This is a genomic window from Bacillus sp. URHA0034 (assembly GCF_056280405.1).
The window spans coordinates 191,857-210,021 of record NZ_JBWCDK010000002.1 but is presented as its reverse complement, the minus strand read 5'-3'; the positions used below and the strand labels follow the sequence as shown (position 1 = coordinate 210,021).

The following is an 18,165-nucleotide window of genomic DNA, read 5'->3' as shown; positions in this document are numbered from 1 at the left end:
GATTAACCAAAAAGGAATGATATGAATTTAGTAGAATAATATAGAGTTAGAAATTCAGGATATACCATCCAGGTCACTGCCTGTTCCCCATTCCCTATTAAGCTACCATGAAAATTAACTTCTGTGAGATCCGAAAAATGGCAATACTTAAATAGACGCAGCTCATTCATTTTTTAAAAAAGGGGAGGAGCGTCTGATCCATGGTGTATATGTACTTAATTAATGAATTAGGAAGCTTCTGTTATTGTAACCGAATAGCCTAAGTTTTCTAGTCTTCGAACTGAATGGCGTACAATAGATGCCTGTCTCTTTTTATCAAAGTAGTCTTCGCCTAAGTCTACATACATTTCTTTTCTAGTTAACAGGTAATATGCGATTCGTAATATCGCATGTGCAACTACAATTGCTGCTCTTTTGTTGCCTTTTCGTCCAGCTGTTCGTCGATACAATGCACCAAGATAGTTTTTTGAACCCCTGACTGATTGAGCTGCTTCAGTTAATGCTGATCTTAAATACTTATTTCCCTTTTTGGATTTAGTCGATTTTCTTTTCCCTGCACTTTCATTATGTCCAGGTACGAGAGCTGCCCATGAACAAAGATGTGCCGCAGTTGGAAATTGGTTTTTAACATCAGTACCGATTTCAGCTAGAATTTGTTCAGCCATTCTTCTGGCGATTCCAGGAATTGAATCCAGTCTTTCAATATCTTCTTCATAAGAACTAACACGTTGAGCTATCTCTTGGTCTAGCATTTCGATTTGCTCAGTTAGAAAATCAATGTGAGTTAAAATCGTTTTAAGCATTAATCGTTGATGTGGATTTACATAGCCTTTGAGTGCTAATTCAAGTTCCTCTTTTTTCTTTTTCATTGTACGACGAGCAAAGTTTGCTAGCTTTTCAGGATCATCTTCGCCATCTGCCATAGCTCGAAGCATATCCTTTGCTGAAACCCCCATAATATCAGAAACAACAGAACCTAGTTTGATATTGGCTCCTTCTAAAACCTTTTGAATCCGATTATGTTGTCTTGCCCGTTCTTCAATAATACTACGGCGATAGCGAACTAGTTCTCGCAATTCTCTTTGAGTCCGATTTGGAATGAAACTCGCTTTCAGTAAACCATGGCGAAGAAGTTGTGCAATCCATTCGGCATCTTTAACGTCGGTCTTGCGACCTGGGAGTGCCTTCATGTGTTGGGCGTTTACAACTAGAAACTCAATCCCTTCAGATTCTAGTAGGTTGACAATAGGTTTCCAATAAACACTCGTGCTTTCCATTGCGACATGGGTACAACCACGTTCTTTAACCCAGTCGATTAACTTGAGTAGAAACACTGTTTTAGTAGAAAACGTTTGAATCTCCTTTCCATCAGGTGTCATAATACACGCAGTGATATTATCCTTATGAACATCCATACCACATGCTCTTTCAATGATTATATCCATTGAAATTCTTCCTTTCTAGGCTTGTAAAATTGGAGGCTGGTGCAACAATCAGAATAAGGATTAATCTACCATGAGTGCTTCCCGCAAGGGAGCGACAGTTTGTGATGCACCGTGGTCGTTGGAGTCAGACTAACGGATGGGCTCTATGGCACCATAGTGTATCGACCTTCCTCTCCCAGCCTTAGAACCAGTATGGACGGATTCAATACATTTTCATTCTTTGTGGTGAAGAGCTGGTTTTTAGCGATTCATGGATGGCTAACGGGCAGCATTCCTGTATTGAAGAAATATGAGGGTTTGAATATAAAAAAAATAGTTTGTTTAACGAAAGCAAGGGAAGGAAGCAAATATCCTTCTAGTAGAAGCGATCAAAGGCGGCAGCCAATCACTGAAAATAATGTCCAAGAGAAAATCGTTTAAAGATAAATAAGTTAATATGATGATTTTTTAATTAATTTAACACATTAACGCTTTAAACTATTGAAACAATATTCAGACAATGTTATTATTAACTTGTGTTTAAACTTCTTCAAGTTTAGACCTCCTAATTAAGAGGCTTAGCCTAGACCACTAAGCCCCCTATTTTACCCTTGATCATTTGATCAAGGGTCTTTTTGTGTACAAAGAGTGACCGCTTATCTATGTAAAGACAGTTTCTTTATCAGAAACATACCAATGCTTGTAAGAAATCACACTGTATTTTGTATATTTTTCAACTCTTATTAAGCTAAAGGGTCCTGGAGTTTAACAGTGGGTTGCTGTGGGGCTCGTTTTCTAGATCCACACTAACGGGCAGACAGTCGAAAAAAGAAGGGATTGTTCAGGTGAAAGTAAGCACAAATATCTGTGCTTACTTTCTAATACAATGTGGTGTGAGAAAATACTCAATGCTTAAGCTAAAGATGGCGTTTTTAATAAAAACTTGAATCTTTTCTCCATTCTTTCAATAAAGAAGGAAGCATTTATTGCCAATGTCATTAACTTTGATAATAAGCTAATAAGTATATTCACACTCAATCCCTCCACATTGAAATTTTAGTGTTATATATAACACTATGGATTAGTATTTAGCGAAAAAATCACTTTATTCATTGGTTGTTTATGAGTTGATTTCGGTCTTCCGTTTGAGGAGGTTCTTCAAACCACCCGTGTTTTATCATGATTTCAATTCCTTCTTGACCGTAAAAAAAGATATCTTTCGCTAATAAGGTTATTTTTAAAGAAATATCATTTCTTAATGTAAAAAATGTCCCAAAACTATTTCCAACGATGCAAAAACCATTGAGGAACGTAACACAATGCATCATCAGCTTATCAGAAAAAAGTGCAACTGTTGAAGTCGTTACCGTACTTCCGGATGTAGCAGAAAACTGTATGTCATTATCTAAAAGAATTTCTTGAAATATTTTAATTTGTTTCTTCGCAAGATCAATTCCTTTTTGAAAATATTTTCTAGCTTCCTTGTTCTGAGCGCACTGAGCAAAACCTGTTATCAGCTGCATCCCAATATTATTCGCCTCTATGCCATGATGAAGAAAACCGAGCTCAATGTCGTTTAAAGCCCGTTTAGAATTAAATGGGTTAAAGCCGCTCATATACTTCTTACTTTTAATAAACTCAGTAGTTTTAGGCATTGTCACTTTTGGAGGAAGTGTAAGAATCCCTTTCTTTAATAAATATTGTGTAGCTAGTTTATATATTTTATGGGTCACAGTGGTTAGTCCCTCATAAATCCGTATCACATCATCGTTATATGCCATGTTCATGTTAATGTTGTACATCCCCATGCTTACTTCTTTTAAAATCCGCACAATCATCACATCAAATCCATTGTCATATAATTTGGGGGCTTCTAAATTTACATCCTCTTTGGTGAAACCGATCGGTATAACGATTCCTTGTTGTTTAAAGATTTTCTCTATTTCTAGTACGTAATATTGTAACTCCTGCCACAAGCCTCCTAAAATATTTCTCGCCTCATCATCATCGGCTTTCTTCATAAAGTATTCTAATATTCTCATGATAAGAGTCTTTTCTTGATAGGTCAGCCAAAGGGTACCGACTTCAGACGAGCTAATAGGATTTGTTAAGCTCAATGTGATCCCACCTTGCATTTAAGTTATATAAATTATTTCCATATAACTAGGAAATGATTCGAACTATACTTAAACCAAACTAGAAAACATACCTAATTTCGTTCACCCTGTGCAAATTTAACTTCTATTGCGAATGGAATAAAAATATATTTTAGGCTACCCAAATCCTAAAAAAATTTGGGAGTGGTCGCTATGAATAAAGTAGTGCTAATGTTAGTCACGGTATTTCTTAACTGTTGGTATTGCTTCGGCTGCTAAAGTTACTGCTGTAGGTGGAGAGAGCTATGAAGTGAAGGACCAAGCTACGAAGATGTTTATATATGACACAATGCAGGTATGGATGCGTCATAGCTTAATCGATTATTATCATCATAAATATCATGCAGACTCCATAAGTTGGGGAGAGCTAAAACCAGAAGGAATTCATGTTTGGTAAAGCAGCTTAAGCCTACTGAAAAAAACGGAATGTATACCCATCTTATAAAAATTTCTTTACAACATGAAAAATTAGTGATCAATGACAAGAAGTAATAAAAACAAAGGATACATTTACTTATGCGGTTAACGCAGATTTACTTTCACTTTGTCCTGAATCAGGTAAATCTGAAAAGGAACTTAAATTAATCAATTCTTATCAAAAAGTGCGACCATAGCTGGTTGCACTTTTACTTATTAAAGTTATAGACAAAGGTTAAGGGAAAGGAATAAAATTCTATTTCCTTAGCGATGTCATCTATCCCCGATGCTAACTTTTATAGTTGCTTTTTAGTTCAAATGTAAAAATATAAAAGATTTAAGTATCTTATCGATAGCTAAAATAAAGGTTTTCAGCTTCAAAATATAGAATAAAATAATATTCAAAATTTTGGGGGTATTACATGTATAAAGGAAACGAATATTTTGAGCATTGGGTGCGTCATAGGAAGGTACTTCACGGTTTAGTTGATTTGATTGGAAACGAGCACATCCATTATAAGCCTTGGAATGGTGCATTCTCGCTAGGAGCTTTGGCGATTCACATTGCAGTATCTTCCGACAGGTTTGTACAAGGGATAAAGAACGGTGAATTTACTTTTTCCCATTCATCAAATGACTTCGAAACAATAGAAGATATTAAAAATATTGTTAGTCGGTATACAGAGCAAACTAAATCCACTTTTAAAATATTATCTGATTCTGACTTGGAACAACAGCTGGCTTTCAATGGATTTATTGCTTCAGGAAAAGAATGGCTTGGTACAATGATTGACCATGAGATTCATCATAAAGGCCAATTGTTTACCTACGCCCGATTAATTGGAATAGACAAACTACCATCCTTCATAATTCAACCTCCAAAACAGTGAGTATATTCTCTTTCAATAATGGGCGGGTTTAGCTAAATATGAAATTTAAACGGCATTCTATCCACTAATCTGTTTTGGTGGCATTCTTGCCGAATCAAAATCATGGAGGACTGAATATGTCAAACTCAAAACAAAGGATCGTTCCGCATTTATGGTATGAAAAGGGGGCAAAAGAAGCCGTCGAGTTTTACGCTTCCATATTCCCAGACTCAAAAATTACGCATGTCACAACCATACAGGACACACCATCAGGTGACTCCGAGATGGTCTCATTTGAGCTATGGGGACAGAAGTTCATGGCAATCAGCGCTGGACCTTATTTCAAAATCAATCCATCGATCTCTTTCATTGTTAATTTCGACCCTTCGCGAGAAAATGATGCGAGCGAAAAAATAGATGAGGTATGGAACAAATTGTCGGAGGGCGGCACAGCGTTAATGCCGCTTGATAAGTATCCCTTCAGTGAAAGGTTTGGCTGGATTCAGGATAAGTATGGGTTGTCGTGGCAATTAATGCTTACCAATCCAGAAGGCGAAGAGCGGCCTACAATAATTCCATCACTTTTGTTTGTCGGTGATAAATGCGGCCAGGCCGAAGAGGCGATTCAATTTTATTTATCCGTATTTGAGAACGCAAAACAGGGACTTCTCGCCCGCTACCCTGAAGGCATGGCACCTGATAAAGAAGGAACGATCATGTTCTCTGATTTTATGCTTGAGGGCCTGTGGTTTTCCGCAATGGATAGCGCACATGAGCATAAATTCAATTTTAATGAGGCAATATCATTCATGGTGTATTGTGACACACAAGAAGAGATTGATTACTACTGGGAAAGGCTATCTGCAGTGCCTGAAGCAGAACAATGCGGTTGGCTGAAAGATAAGTTCGGTATATCCTGGCAGGTTGTGCCAAGCGAGATGAATGAGATGATGAGCAAAGGCACACCTGATCAGCGAACACGTCTGACGAATGCCTTTCTAAAAATGAAGAAATTTGATCTGGAGAAATTACGGAAAGCATACAAGGGATAATCAGATATGTATGATCTAAGGAAATCGCTGAGAGGAAACTTTTTGTTCCAACAAAGGGGCAATTAAGTCAAGAAGAAAGACCGTCACTGACGGTCCTTGCATATCACTCTATTTTGTTATTATCTAAAACGTCGAGCTTACTTGAAATCTCTTTAAGTACAGCATTTCGCTCTTTTTGAGCTTTTATATGGCTTAAGGCAAACCAAATTGTAAATCCAATTACTGCTAAATAGATAATAATGATAAATATCGGTAATATAGCTAATGATGCGTTCACTAGGTAACCTCCAATCACGCTTATTGTAGGGATGCCCTTTAGATTAAAGAAGAATAAAAGAAATAATCTAAAAGATTATAATATTTATTCACAGTTCGATTTTTATATGCAGTGGAAAATAAGTTGTTTATTTAACTAACTCGGATGCAGAGGTAAAAATTAGGATTGCTATGGCAATCCTTTTTATTTTGCTAAGGGACAGGTTAATGGAATGAGGATTTTCTGACAATTAAAACATAAAGTGTGGTGAACCGAACCATTAGTATAGAAAAAGCACAATTCTAATGTACGTAGGAATTGTGCTTTCTTGGATGAGTTATTGGATAGAATTATAATTGAGAGATCGCCTGTTGAGTGGACCATGTAGCACTGCTAAATGCCTGATAATTTGTAATTGCTGCTTGAAAGTCTTTATCACTTATAGTGGCAGTGGCATCATAAATAACAGCTGTTTGAAATCCATTTTCGATTAAGTCTCTCATATGCGATTCTACACAAACATTTGATAGGACGCCTGCCAAAATAACTTTTTCTTTCCTGTGCTGCCGTAATTGGTAAACTAAATCATTTGTCTGTGGACTAGCAACTTTATGGGGAGTCGCAATGATTGTTCGGTTATCTAAAATGTAAGGCTTAAGTGATGGAACCCAGTCAGCTCCTACAGAAGGCAGAGTAAATTCATTTTGTTTTTGATATACCTGCAGCTTTAATAACATTTTTTGTTCAGTTCCTGTAAATTGCCAACGATAATCATGCGGATAAATATAATGGGGGGAAACAAAAAGTTGATATCCTTTACTCATTGCCGTACTTAATAGAAGTTCAAGGTTACCAAGTGTGTTATACTGCTCAATATTCTTTTTTGTTAAATGGTATCCTTTACCTCCAGGGGACAGAAAGTCATTTTGTGGGTCCGTTATGACAATTGCTGTATTACCGGGATTAGGTTTAAACATTCTTTATTCCTCCAATTCACAAAAATGAGTATCATGTCTTTTATATTCATATTTATGGAGGTTTGGACACATTCTCGTTTTAAGGTTCAGCTTACGTTGGAAAGAAGAACATATAAAACACGACCCAAATTTTGAGTCGTTAATCTTAAATTCATCTATGCTTCTCCAATACCAATCGCCAATAACAAAAAGAAAAAGAAAACTAATGTCGCACTATTTAGGATTACACCAAGAATAATATTTGTAAGTTTTCTCGATAGAATGGCAAAGATAACTCCGGCTACTGATAAGACACTTATTACTAACAGGAAGATGCCTGGATAATTATTGGTTTCCTTGATGAAGAATGATAATACAAGGCAGATACCAACCATTAATAATGAAAGCCATCCATATTTATTCACTTAAGTTCCTCCATTTATTTAGTTTTTCTAAAGATTATTATATAATAAATATTGAAAAAAATGGAAAACTTGCAATCATTTATAAAAAGAAAAACTTTACAAGGTAGTCTATAATCAATCTTTAACTTAGGCAGCTTAATTTAGTGGAAAGTTGGAAATGTACGGTAAAATAAATGGGAAGGATAACGCTTGGAGTGGTAATAGTGAAGGGACTGTTGGCACTTACCTGAGGATTAGTAAATAATTTAGTTATATCAAGTAAAGTGTCCTCATACATTTTGAATAGTAGAAAATAATTAGGAGGAATATGTATGAGCGCTGTCCTGCTTATCGTGGTTATAATTTCTTCCGCTGCTTATATATTTGGTGGGTTGCTTGTTTTAATAAAGAAAAAATGGTCACAGAATAGCCTACTCGCTATAACTGCCATGAGTGCAGGATTGCTTTTGTCTATATCAATACTTGATTTGATTCCGGAAACTCAAGAACAACTTAGTAATAACAGTCTTTATATCATGTTGGGTCTCGTAATCATGTATCTTGTTTCCTATCTGACTAGTGTATCTAATAAGAAGAAATCTGATATTAATGGTATTGATGAAAGTTCCATGCTGGGAATTTCATTGGGGATGTCTCTCCATAATATCTTCGAGGGGTTATCCATCGGCGTTAGTTATGCAATTAGTGTGAAATTAGGGCTGGTGGTGTCCATAGCCTTAGTTTTACATAAGATTCCCGAAGGAATTACTTACGCTTCATCGGTTTTTGCGATAACCCAAAATCGTAGAAAAACAGCCATTAATCTTTTAATTCAAAGTTTATTAATCTGGCTTGGTGTTGGATTATCAATTTTATTAGCCTATTTCACAGAAATAAATGAAAAGTTTATTGCCATTCCTATTGCCATGACGGCGGGTATATTCATCTACCTTGGCGGCACGTCTTTACTTCCTGTTGCAAATAAAATAACGAACAGATCTATACCCATCTCTTTTGTTAGTGGAATTTTATTTTTCGTTGTATTCCGTAGTATTTCAGAACTTTTAGGGTAACTCATAGGGAGTGCTACACTTAACAAACATCTTGTTGTAGATGGGGTTGCTGTGGCAATCTCTTTTTTTGTTTAACTGTCTGTTTAATCAAGACAGAATACGCGTGGTTTAGCTCAACACGGCAATTAAATTTTATTAAATAGGATTAAGTACCTGTTACTTGGAAAATTTATAAAAGGAGAGATACTTTTAATAAGGGGAGCTTTTATTGTGGTACTGTTGGTTATTACAACTTTAGTTATTAATTCTATTGTTTATAGAATGGATAAACATCTTACTAAAAATCAAATCGTCCACATTTGGGTATATACATCAATATTGGTTACTTGGGCTGATATTTATTTAGATGAAAAAAAGCTTGGGTACTGGTATTTTGATAAAGGGATTGGGTGGCGTAATTTTTTGGTATATACCATTCTTATCCCACCTGTTAGTATTCTGATCTTAAACTGGTTCCCTTTAAATCAATCCTTGTTAAAAAAACTGCGTTACTTGGGTGCTTGGATATTATTTATGCTATTTTATGAATCGATTGCCTTACTACCTCAACCTTGGGGATTCTTTCATTATGGCTGGTGGAAGTTTTGGTATTCAATCATTGAGGATCCTTTTTTACTACTAATACTGTTTGCATATTATAAATGGATATGTAAAATAGAAAAATTAAATTACGAGCATTAAAATATATCTTCTGAATTTAAGTTTATATAAAAGTTTCTGCACGATAGTATTATTTTGAGAGATAAGGTGGTATCTCTAATTTTATGTGGTTCCTAATCATATCCGCTCTGATATTTAGTGTCTATGCTATTTTTATGCCAAAGAAATTAACCCGGATTGAAATCTTTTCCACTGTTTTCTTTGCGATGACATTACAAGACAATGTAGATATTTATCTTGATGGTAAATATGACCTGTATGGGTATTTTACTAAAGGGATTCAATGGAAGACATTAATCGCAATCATTGGAGTATACCCAGCCATAATCACCATTTTTCTGAATTATTACCAATTTCAAAGACAATGGCGAAACAAATTAGTATACATTTTTGGTTGGAGTGGACTTGCTGTTCTTTACGAGTTCCTAGCGGTCAAATCTGGATATTTTTATCATAATGGCTGGAGTTATGTGTACTCAGCCTTTTCATATCCAATTCTGTTCTGTATCCATGTAATTGTTTTAAAAATTGTTCGAAAGCTAGTTAGAGAATCAGTCTGAATTTTTTTCGTCTAGAAGAATGCAAAAGTTATCGAAACATTGATTGAAGGTAAAAGGGCAGAGTTGAATACGGGATAGCTAGTGGCGGTCCTGTTTTTTTTGTAGAACTAACGTTTCAGTATAGTTGATTAAGAATCAGGCGATTAAGTTCGCCTTGAAAGAAGGATTATCCTCTTATCAAAGCGTATTAACCTCTTATAAAGTTTGAAATGGGGAACTAAGTATGGATAAAGCAGATTTCCTACTTAACGAATTTAAGGAGTGGTCTGAACATCAAAACGATATAAAAGGTGTAGGAGTTGTTGGCTCATATGCCAGAGGGGATTATCATTCAAAATCCGATGTCGATTTAGTTATTATTTCAAAAAATAAAGCCTCTACTTTAAATATAATTAAATCTGACTTCCATTTTAGTAGTATTAAGAGTTGTTTACTTGAAGAATGGGGAATTTTGACATCGTTAAGAGTATTTTATGACAATGGATTAGAGGTCGAATATGGTGCTGTAACAGACCAATGGGTTATGGAACCATTAGATGAAGGAACAAAAAATGTTGTTAAAAATGGATTTAAGATTCTAACTGAAAAAGAAAATATTTTTAACGGTATAGTTAAGTATGTCAATCAACTTTAATAGTGTTAATACTGGTTAGCCGAAAACATATAGATATCTATGTATAATAGGGGTACATGATTAAATATGTTACCGCTTCAAAGGTTGGAAAAATTAGAGACGCCGTAAACAATTTGAACTTGTCGGAGCTTAACAAATATGGAGTGGGGGATCTCGCCTTCACATGGCAGTGAGCAGTTGGAATAATTGTTAGAAAAAATTCTTAAAGGATTTTGTGAATTTTTAAACTTAGGAGCTTTTCTCTACATTACTAAAAAATCGATAAGAGAGGAGCTCAGGATGGAAATAAAAAATGTTCTTGCCCAGAAAATCCTGACGGAGGTAAAAGGGTATTTGGATGTCGGATTTACTCATTCATTGAATCCCTATAGCGGCTGTTCATTTTCGTGCCGGTACTGTTATGTAAGAGAAATGCCAATTCAAAGATTTAAAGACATCCCTTGGGGAGAATGGCTGGACATAAAAACAAACGCAGCAGAAATTTACCAAAATGAAGTCTTGAAACTCCGTAAGAAAAATAAGACTGTGAATATTTTTATGTCTTCGGCCACAGACCCCTATCAACCGATTGAACGCAAAACAAAGATTACACGTGAATTAATAAAAGCGATGATTGAAGATCCACCAGACTTTCTACAGATTCAAACACGAAGCCCACTCATCACTAGGGATATCGATTTGATCATGAACTTGAAGGAAAAATGTAAAGTTTTAGTATCGATGACGATTGAAACAGACAGGGAAGACATAAAAAGAATTTTTTCTCCATATGCGCCAGGCATAAAAGTACGGCTAAAAGCTTTGCAAGAAGTTCATGATGCTGGAATAGCCACCCAAGCTTCGATTTCACCAGTTCTGCCCTTTACTCCTGATTTTCCCAAACAATTAGCTGGAAGGGCCGACCATATTTGGATTGATACGCTAAGTATCGGGGATGGTTTGATGGGCAAACGGTCTGAAAAGTTAGGAATGCCAGCATTATTTGAAAAGCATGGATTAGCGGAATGGTATCGACATGATATACATGGAAGGGTGGAGAAATATTTTAATAAATATTTCCCTCATGAAAGGGTACGTGTTTCTAAAGAAGAAGCTTTCCTTAAATAAAAGCTAGTTGCTCATAATGGGTCTCATTTCAACTACAAAACATTCGATAACACATCCATTAGCAGTCCAATTCCTATATGAATTGGACTGCTTCTTTTTGTTGATAAAATGGGATAATTAGCGAACTATTAGGAAAGGACACCCTAAATTGCCATTTTGATAGAAAATAGTAATTAAATTACACCTTTTTTAGTAGTTAGGCAGTTGTGCGTTTGTCAAAGGCAAGGGAGTATTAATAATTTAATACATATTGATCCGGAATCGTATTTACCAAAAAAGGGCTCTCATCCGTTTAAAAAGAAAGTTACCTGATTATTTATCCAAAATATAAGACCGTTCCTTTTAATCAAGAAACGGTCAATCTGACATTCAAAAAGTTGCTGGCCAACTGAACTTTTGCTTTATAGTGAAACCAAAATCATTAGAAACTTACGGTAAAAATCCAATCTTCATCATCTTCATATAAACTTTCGGATGTTAACTCATTGCAGTTCCAACAATAATGTCTGGTACGTTCCCATTTTGAGAGTTGTTCACCACAGTAAATGCATACATCCGGTTCGAACATTTCTAAGATTCCTCCTTCCAATTTAGTTCCGAATAGAAGCAATGGAATACACAAAGGACTGACATAGATTTTGTTCTAATCGTTTTACCTGAGAAGACTCTCAATATCGAAAACTGATGAAGCACGTTCATGCCATAGGATTTTGGTTCTGTTAAAATAAAATACTCCTAACATCTGAAAATATCTTAGTCCTTCATCACCTCCCCTGGTTTTATCTTTTAATTACCCAATAATAAGAGAAATTAAACTGTCAAGAACAACCATTTTATTCAAAACCAATGTATTCTTATAACCTGTAGGGATTCCTATCTTAAAACATCCATCACATTAAGATATGTTACAGGGAATGACTGACTGATGACTTTAAGATAAAGTATTGGATTTTTATGGTAAAATGGTATTGGTGAAATGAATACAAGGGGGAAGATCATGAAGAATACTACACCGTATTTTGTTGTGGTGGTATTAATGTTGATCAGTTTAAGTGGTTGTAGTTCAAACAATGATTCCAATCAAGACATATTTACTTACAAGGGTTCGTATATAGGTAATAATAGTACCGATGTGAATATAATCCAAAAATTACCTTATCATAAAGAATTAAAAGAAGTTTCCCTCCAAACTGAAAAGAAACCTTATGGAATGGTTATTGATTATGGAAATGTATCGGGCAACATAAAAAACAATGTAATAAATAATGCGACTTATCTATTTGCTCTGGTTAAAAATGCAGACTGGATTACCTTTCATTTTCCAAATAAACAATATACGCTGACGAGAAAACAACTCCAAAATTGGTATCAGGAAGATCTACTTAACATAAAAAGTGAAAAGGACTTAAAAAAACTCATCCAAACGAATTTAAATGCCGGCAACAAAGTGAGTGATTTACTATAAAAGTAAAATCCTTACAATATTCAAAAATGCTCAGAGGTTAAATGCCTGAGCATTTTTTTATGCTAATTATAATGCTTATTAGCTTCTTGATAAACCGCTCTATACTAACAGATTTTGGCAGCTAGCAGCTGTAATCCAAAAGTCATGTCAAAAGTAACAGCCGAATATACATTTGAAGAGGTGTTCAGTTTGAATCGATAAAAAAGATATGGAAACCCTTTCTTATTATTTTACAATATCTTTGTTAGATTATCTTCCGATAACCTTGTTATTAAAATTTTTTAGATTAATATTTAATTATAGAGAATTTAGATTGACTAATTATCCTCGTGTTCCCAGGCAACAAACAACCGTTTTTGACCTCAAAAACTGGATATATCCATTTAGTGTGACCGCTTTGCTTGCAAAGCCCCAATAGGGTCAATCCAGTTTTTCTGCAGCTATATAATTGTTTTAAAACTTTTGAAATAGGGAAGTTAAATACTATATAGGAATTTTTGGGAAAGGGGAAAAATTATGAATAAAAAACAATGTATAGCGATGCTCTTAGCTGGCGGCCGAGGGACACGATTAAAAGACCTGACCAAATCGATGGCAAAACCAGCCGTACCATTTGGCGGTAAATACCGGATCATTGATTTTACCTTAAGCAATTGCAGCAATTCCGGGATTGATACCGTAGGAGTTTTAACCCAGTATCAGCCTCACACATTGCAAAATTATCTTGGAGACGGTAAATATTGGGATCTAGATCGGAAAAATGGCGGCCTTACGATCCTTCCGCCCTATCAAAGTGAGGAGGGGGATCGGTGGTATGAAGGTACGGCCCATGCAATTTACCAAAACCTCGACTATGTGGAAAGTCATAATCCTGAGTATGTCCTTGTCATATCGGGTGACCACATTTATAAAATGGATTATCGTAAAATGCTCGAACAACACATACAAACAAAAGCAGAAGCGACTATTTCTGTGATTCATGTTCCATGGAGAGAAGCTCATCGGTTTGGGATTATGAATATGGATTCCGGCTCCAAAAGAATCCTAGATTTTGAAGAAAAGCCCAAACAACCTAAATCTAATCTCGCTTCAATGGGGATTTACATTTTTAATTGGAGCTTGTTAAAAAAATATATAGAGAAAGAGGAGAAAAAACGATTCTCTTCTAAGGATTTTGGTAAGGATATTATTCCAGCCATGATTCAGGATAATCGTCAGGTGTATGCTTATCGGTTTAACGGTTATTGGAAGGATGTCGGAACCGTTCAAAGCCTGTGGGAAGCGAATATGGATTTACTTTCGTATGAAACTAATCCAATAATCCAGCATGAAGATTGGGGGATTTATACCCGTGAAACGTCTCAACAGCCTTTCTATTTGGACGGAAAAGCGGTCTTAAGTGAATCATTAGTATCTGAGGGATGTAAAGTGTTCGGTAGAGTCGAAAATTCGCTCCTTTATCATGGCGTGACGGTGAGCAAAGGTGCGGTCATCAAGGATTCGGTGATTATGCCAGGTACGTTTGTTGGGGAAAATGCGGTGATTAATCGGGCAATCGTCGGTAGTGAGTCGTTTATTTATTCGAATGTTCATGTCGGAGATCCCAATCCTTTTAGTGAGATTAGCTTAATAGGAAACAATCAAATTATCAAGAAAACCAAATCTGAAAAAATAAAAGGCAATGCAGTTTGAGGGAACGGTAAAAATATTATGTAAACAAAAAACTCACCCAAATGGATGAGTTTTTTCAGTTTTTTGTATTAAGGGGGTTCTGTGTGCTCCACCAATGAGGAGGTCTTGTACATATTAAAAGCGTCAATTATGGAAATAACAAATAGCAAAAATAGATGTTTTATCGGAGAATAGACCGAATCAAACATCTTGGTCATCTTGATTTTCACTCTGCTCGCCTTCAGGTTGTTCTCCAATAGTTAGTTCTGCATCAAACATCTCATTTTTAATCTTATCAACCATTTGTTCATTTTCTGATTGGGCTAATGTATCATAATGAAATGTATCAGTTATAGCCTCTTCCTCAATCGTTGCTAAAATATCATGGATATCATTATTGTCACCGGAGATGGAACCAAATCCTTGGTTTTGTTTTTTATAATTGACGAAACCACTCGGAAGATTGTTTCCGAGGTTGACACATGAAGCACCTTCAACCGTTCCTATCGAAATCGAACCAATAAAAAAAGAGGGGGAAAAACGTTTCAATTCCAACATCCTTTCCCTATTTGATTGTGTAAGGTACTTGTTTCCCATTTATGTTTACTTCAATCTCTTGCGTTTTGCCTTGTTGTTTATCTTCCTTTTTCTTTTGATTCTCTTCAGCAGTACGTTTTTTCGGCAAGGGCTTGCGATGGACGATAGGCGAGAAAGTATTTCCAAGGTTTAACATTCCGCTTAACTCTTTAATATCCAATTTATCAAGGTGAAAGGCAAGTTCCTCCAGTTTTAATTCCTGTAAATGAAGGTCCTTCACGTCCATTTTTACAATAATAGGGGGAGTGCTTTTCTCTTGTAGGGATTTCTCAAGATGGTTCATTTTTTTGAACAATTCATCGATTTTTAATAGAATATTTGTTTCGTCCATCAAACCCCATTCCTTTTTAAGAGCGTTTCTCTACCATTCCAGTATTAGATTTGACTCTATTTTTTCCTTGAATTGTACCAAATCCCTCATTGATCACCATTTCATTTTTTCGTCCCTTTTGAAGGTTTGTTCCCACAAAAAATCCAGAAGAATTTCTTATGTTGTCAATTGTTAACGAACCATATTTAATCGATGTCATGATTGTTCTCCTTCTTTTTAAATGGGATGGTTATCAATAAAATTCCTTTTTCAAAAACCGCTTGAAGCTGTCCGAGATCACATTTGTCAGGAATAGAAATTTCCCTTTTAAAAGTACCGTAAAAACGTTCCCTTCTAATTACTTTAATGCTTTCCTCAGGGGGATGGTGGTTTATGGTTCCTTCAATCATTACTATATAATTCTGCCATTTTACAGAGAGATCCTGCCTACTGGCTCCAGCTACATCAACGGAAAGAACATAGTTCCGATTTGCTTCATATATATCGATCCTTGGTTCAACAAAGGGTGAAAGCTCCTGCAATAATTCGGAAAAATCTGCTCCTAACATCTGTTTGACTTTGGAGTGAAAAAGAGGCTTCACCATATGAAAAACTCCTTACCGTACTACTAATCTATAATATAACCATATGTACTTTTTTTAACGGTCATGCTAAAAAGGTGAAAATAACTTTGCGGATTCATAAACAAAATCAGGCTCTTCAAGTATAAACTCAAAGAGCCTGACTCTGAACTCCAGGAATAATATCTGGATCAAGCATTTGCGCATCAGCTAAATCATTGTCAACGATAATCGTGTAATTTAAAGAATTTGTAAAAATTCCGACCTGAATACCAACGCCATTGTTGGTCTTCCGATGGGAAGACCAGCCATAGAGCTGATTTTCTCCTACGGATACAACAGCGTTTGTATTTAATGAATTTACGTTGATTGCCCCAATGGCTAAAGGAATGGCCAAAGAAATCACTCCAATTTAGTGAAAAAGAATTTAATATTTTACCTTATCGTAAATCTGACAGTCCATTAAATCGTTGTCAATCACGACACTCGTGTTCGATTTATTTTGAGTAATACCCGCCGACCTGCCTGTTCCATCATTCCGTTTTCCATGTGCACTCCAACCATTTAACAGATTATCGCCAACGGATACGGCAGCGTTAGAATCTAATGAGTTGACGTTTATTTCTGTCACTTCAATGTTGTTAATATCCTGTCTGCCATCCATGTAAGTCACAGCATTATTTTCGATTGGGGTGTCAATGACATCATTATCAATCACCAAGCTAAAATTTTCAGAGACAAGAGAATTAGAAACAGAACCAAAACCATGATTATTTTTTCGACAAGAAGACCAGTTATTCACATTATTTATACCCACAAAAATTCCAGATGACGTATCAATCGAATTCACAGCAATTCCATTGATCACAAGATTATTAATAATTCTTTTTTGCATCATTACCCTCCAACCAGTGATGAATAAAATATCATGGAAAATGGAATAAAGTAATCGAGATACTAACAAAGTATGTTTTGACAGATGTTCTTGTGCCTTTAAAAGCATGGGGACGGTTCTGTTGCTTCCGAGGTGGATCAAACTACCGAAACTGATTTAATCTTTCATACGTTTCAAGCAGGAAATCATAAAACAATTCCTCAGTCGGGAGCAATTTCCGTTGGGTTGGGTAGATCACACCGACAGTCCTCGTCAGATTTGCATCGGATAGGGGGACAATGACGGTGGACCTCGGCGTGTTATCGACCAATGTCATCTCTGGCATTAATGCCACACCTAAGCCTGCTGAGACGAGCCCTTTTAAGGCATCGATATCTTTGCCTTCAAAGGCAATTTGTGGTGTGAAACCTGCATCATGACATGCCCAAACCACTTGCTCGCGAAATACAAAACCTTCAGGAAGGACACAGAACGAATCCTCACGTAAGTCCCGTAACCTGATCGATTTCCGATCAGCTAATCGATGATGGAGAGGGATGAGGGCGACAATATTTTCTGTGAACAGAGTCGCTCCTTTTATTTTCGGTTCTTTTTCCTGATTGGGCATCGGGGCAATCATCGCCAAATTAAATTCACCATTGATCACACCGTCAATTAAATCATAATAAAGAGCATTGCTCATTTGAAATTTAGCTTCAGGGTATCGAGTGCGGAAAGCATAAATAATCGACGGCAAGGTATGAGCCGCCATGCTAATCGGGAAAGCAATTCGAACGGTCCCTTTTTCAGGATCCAGGTATTCTTCTACTTCTCGTTTTGCATCCTCCATCATGTTCCACACTTGTTTCATCCGTTCATAGAAAATTCTCCCTAGCGGGGTTAACTTGACCCTTCTTCCCTCACGTATAAAAAGTTCTACCCCTAATTCGTCTTCTAAATTGAAAATTTGCCGGCTAACGGAAGACTGGGCAACATGCAGGGCATCAGCGGCCTCGGTTACATGCTCTCTTTTGGCGACTTCTAGGAAATAGTGAATTTGCCGTGTCTCCAATTTTATCCCTCCACATTGATGCGTTTT

24 protein-coding genes are annotated in these 18,165 nt (G+C 36.1%); 11 read left to right on the top strand and 13 right to left on the bottom strand.

Going from position 1 to position 18,165, the window contains the following annotated elements; all coding sequences use genetic code 11:
* Positions 1-227: 227 nt before the first annotated feature.
* The gene (locus ACZ9EE_RS03255; RefSeq protein WP_476025256.1) at positions 228-1,445 is read right to left on the bottom strand and encodes an IS110 family RNA-guided transposase; all 1,218 of its coding nucleotides are present in this window, start codon (positions 1,443-1,445) and stop codon (positions 228-230) included.
* A gap of 225 nt (positions 1,446-1,670) precedes the next feature.
* Between ACZ9EE_RS03255 and ACZ9EE_RS03250 the strand changes: the two genes are divergently transcribed.
* Positions 1,671-1,865: a hypothetical protein gene (locus ACZ9EE_RS03250; protein WP_476025255.1), complete on the top strand. Its 195-nt coding sequence runs from the start codon at positions 1,671-1,673 to the stop codon at positions 1,863-1,865.
* A 668-nt stretch (positions 1,866-2,533) separates the two neighbouring features.
* On the opposite strand, the gene ACZ9EE_RS03245 is transcribed toward ACZ9EE_RS03250, so the two are convergent.
* Complete coding sequence (locus tag ACZ9EE_RS03245; protein WP_476025254.1) at positions 2,534-3,541, bottom strand: DUF3231 family protein; 1,008 nt, start codon at positions 3,539-3,541, stop codon at positions 2,534-2,536.
* A 310-nt stretch (positions 3,542-3,851) separates the two neighbouring features.
* On the opposite strand from ACZ9EE_RS03245, the gene ACZ9EE_RS03240 reads away from it, so the two are divergent.
* From ACZ9EE_RS03240 to ACZ9EE_RS03230, 3 genes are all read left to right on the top strand, one after another.
* Entirely contained in the window at positions 3,852-3,977 is a 126-nt protein-coding gene (locus tag ACZ9EE_RS03240; RefSeq protein ID WP_476025253.1) for a hypothetical protein, read from the top strand.
* A 442-nt stretch (positions 3,978-4,419) separates the two neighbouring features.
* On the top strand, positions 4,420-4,887 hold the full coding sequence (locus ACZ9EE_RS03235; protein ID WP_476025252.1) for a DinB family protein: 468 nt from the start codon (positions 4,420-4,422) through the stop codon (positions 4,885-4,887).
* 116 nt (positions 4,888-5,003) lie between these two features.
* Complete coding sequence (locus tag ACZ9EE_RS03230) at positions 5,004-5,918, top strand: VOC family protein (protein ID WP_476025251.1); 915 nt, start codon at positions 5,004-5,006, stop codon at positions 5,916-5,918.
* A 103-nt stretch (positions 5,919-6,021) separates the two neighbouring features.
* Here the strand turns inward: ACZ9EE_RS03230 and ACZ9EE_RS03225 are convergent, their stop codons facing one another.
* The 3 genes from ACZ9EE_RS03225 to ACZ9EE_RS03215 all read right to left on the bottom strand — a co-directional run bounded on the left by ACZ9EE_RS03225 (position 6,022) and on the right by ACZ9EE_RS03215 (position 7,555).
* Positions 6,022-6,195 carry a hypothetical protein gene (locus ACZ9EE_RS03225; protein WP_476025250.1) on the bottom strand — a complete coding sequence of 58 codons (174 nt, stop codon included), beginning with the start codon at positions 6,193-6,195 and terminating at the stop codon, positions 6,022-6,024.
* 329 nt (positions 6,196-6,524) lie between these two features.
* Positions 6,525-7,151 (bottom strand): cysteine hydrolase family protein, encoded by a 627-nt coding sequence (locus ACZ9EE_RS03220; protein ID WP_476025249.1) that lies wholly within the window; start codon positions 7,149-7,151, stop codon positions 6,525-6,527.
* 155 nt (positions 7,152-7,306) lie between these two features.
* Positions 7,307-7,555 carry a hypothetical protein gene (locus tag ACZ9EE_RS03215; protein WP_476025248.1) on the bottom strand — a complete coding sequence of 83 codons (249 nt, stop codon included), beginning with the start codon at positions 7,553-7,555 and terminating at the stop codon, positions 7,307-7,309.
* A gap of 311 nt (positions 7,556-7,866) precedes the next feature.
* Between ACZ9EE_RS03215 and ACZ9EE_RS03210 the strand changes: the two genes are divergently transcribed.
* The 5 genes from ACZ9EE_RS03210 (at position 7,867) to ACZ9EE_RS03190 (ending at position 11,568) form a co-directional block, all read left to right on the top strand.
* Positions 7,867-8,607 (top strand): ZIP family metal transporter, encoded by a 741-nt coding sequence (locus ACZ9EE_RS03210; RefSeq protein ID WP_476025247.1) that lies wholly within the window; start codon positions 7,867-7,869, stop codon positions 8,605-8,607.
* Between the two features lie 219 nt (positions 8,608-8,826).
* Entirely contained in the window at positions 8,827-9,288 is a 462-nt protein-coding gene (locus ACZ9EE_RS03205; RefSeq protein ID WP_476025246.1) for a hypothetical protein, read from the top strand.
* 83 nt (positions 9,289-9,371) lie between these two features.
* Positions 9,372-9,827 carry a CBO0543 family protein gene (locus ACZ9EE_RS03200; RefSeq protein ID WP_476025245.1) on the top strand — a complete coding sequence of 152 codons (456 nt, stop codon included), beginning with the start codon at positions 9,372-9,374 and terminating at the stop codon, positions 9,825-9,827.
* Positions 9,828-10,050: 223 nt separating this feature from the next.
* On the top strand, positions 10,051-10,461 hold the full coding sequence (locus ACZ9EE_RS03195) for a nucleotidyltransferase domain-containing protein (RefSeq protein WP_476025244.1): 411 nt from the start codon (positions 10,051-10,053) through the stop codon (positions 10,459-10,461).
* 279 nt (positions 10,462-10,740) lie between these two features.
* Positions 10,741-11,568, top strand: a complete 828-nt coding sequence (locus ACZ9EE_RS03190; protein ID WP_476025242.1) for an SPL family radical SAM protein — start codon at positions 10,741-10,743, stop codon at positions 11,566-11,568.
* 421 nt (positions 11,569-11,989) lie between these two features.
* Here ACZ9EE_RS03190 and ACZ9EE_RS03185 read toward each other — a convergent pair whose 3' ends face one another.
* Positions 11,990-12,136 (bottom strand): hypothetical protein, encoded by a 147-nt coding sequence (locus ACZ9EE_RS03185; protein WP_476025241.1) that lies wholly within the window; start codon positions 12,134-12,136, stop codon positions 11,990-11,992.
* 429 nt (positions 12,137-12,565) lie between these two features.
* On the opposite strand from ACZ9EE_RS03185, the gene ACZ9EE_RS03180 reads away from it, so the two are divergent.
* Together ACZ9EE_RS03180 and ACZ9EE_RS03175 are read left to right on the top strand one after the other, a co-directional pair.
* Positions 12,566-13,033: a DUF4825 domain-containing protein gene (locus ACZ9EE_RS03180; protein WP_476025240.1), complete on the top strand. Its 468-nt coding sequence runs from the start codon at positions 12,566-12,568 to the stop codon at positions 13,031-13,033.
* Positions 13,034-13,549: 516 nt separating this feature from the next.
* Entirely contained in the window at positions 13,550-14,725 is a 1,176-nt protein-coding gene (locus ACZ9EE_RS03175; RefSeq protein WP_476025239.1) for a glucose-1-phosphate adenylyltransferase, read from the top strand.
* Positions 14,726-14,905: 180 nt separating this feature from the next.
* Here ACZ9EE_RS03175 and ACZ9EE_RS03170 read toward each other — a convergent pair whose 3' ends face one another.
* The 7 genes from ACZ9EE_RS03170 to gltC form a co-directional block, all read right to left on the bottom strand.
* Positions 14,906-15,262, bottom strand: coding sequence for a hypothetical protein (locus ACZ9EE_RS03170; RefSeq protein WP_476025238.1), 357 nt, complete (start codon positions 15,260-15,262; stop codon positions 14,906-14,908).
* Positions 15,263-15,269: 7 nt separating this feature from the next.
* Entirely contained in the window at positions 15,270-15,632 is a 363-nt protein-coding gene (locus tag ACZ9EE_RS03165; RefSeq protein ID WP_476025237.1) for a hypothetical protein, read from the bottom strand.
* Positions 15,633-15,648: 16 nt separating this feature from the next.
* Positions 15,649-15,831, bottom strand: a complete 183-nt coding sequence (locus ACZ9EE_RS03160; protein ID WP_476025236.1) for a hypothetical protein — start codon at positions 15,829-15,831, stop codon at positions 15,649-15,651.
* Positions 15,818-16,216, bottom strand: coding sequence for an Hsp20/alpha crystallin family protein (locus ACZ9EE_RS03155; protein ID WP_476025235.1), 399 nt, complete (start codon positions 16,214-16,216; stop codon positions 15,818-15,820). Before ACZ9EE_RS03155 ends, ACZ9EE_RS03160 begins: the two co-directional genes overlap by 14 nt.
* A 127-nt stretch (positions 16,217-16,343) precedes the next feature.
* A complete protein-coding gene (locus ACZ9EE_RS03150; protein ID WP_476025234.1) occupies positions 16,344-16,589 on the bottom strand; it encodes a spore germination protein in 246 nt (81 codons plus the stop codon).
* 30 nt (positions 16,590-16,619) lie between these two features.
* Positions 16,620-17,087: a spore germination protein gene (locus ACZ9EE_RS03145; RefSeq protein ID WP_476025233.1), complete on the bottom strand. Its 468-nt coding sequence runs from the start codon at positions 17,085-17,087 to the stop codon at positions 16,620-16,622.
* 142 nt (positions 17,088-17,229) lie between these two features.
* The gene (gltC, locus tag ACZ9EE_RS03140; protein ID WP_476025232.1) at positions 17,230-18,138 is read right to left on the bottom strand and encodes a glutamate biosynthesis transcriptional regulator GltC; all 909 of its coding nucleotides are present in this window, start codon (positions 18,136-18,138) and stop codon (positions 17,230-17,232) included.
* Positions 18,139-18,165: the final 27 nt, after the last annotated feature.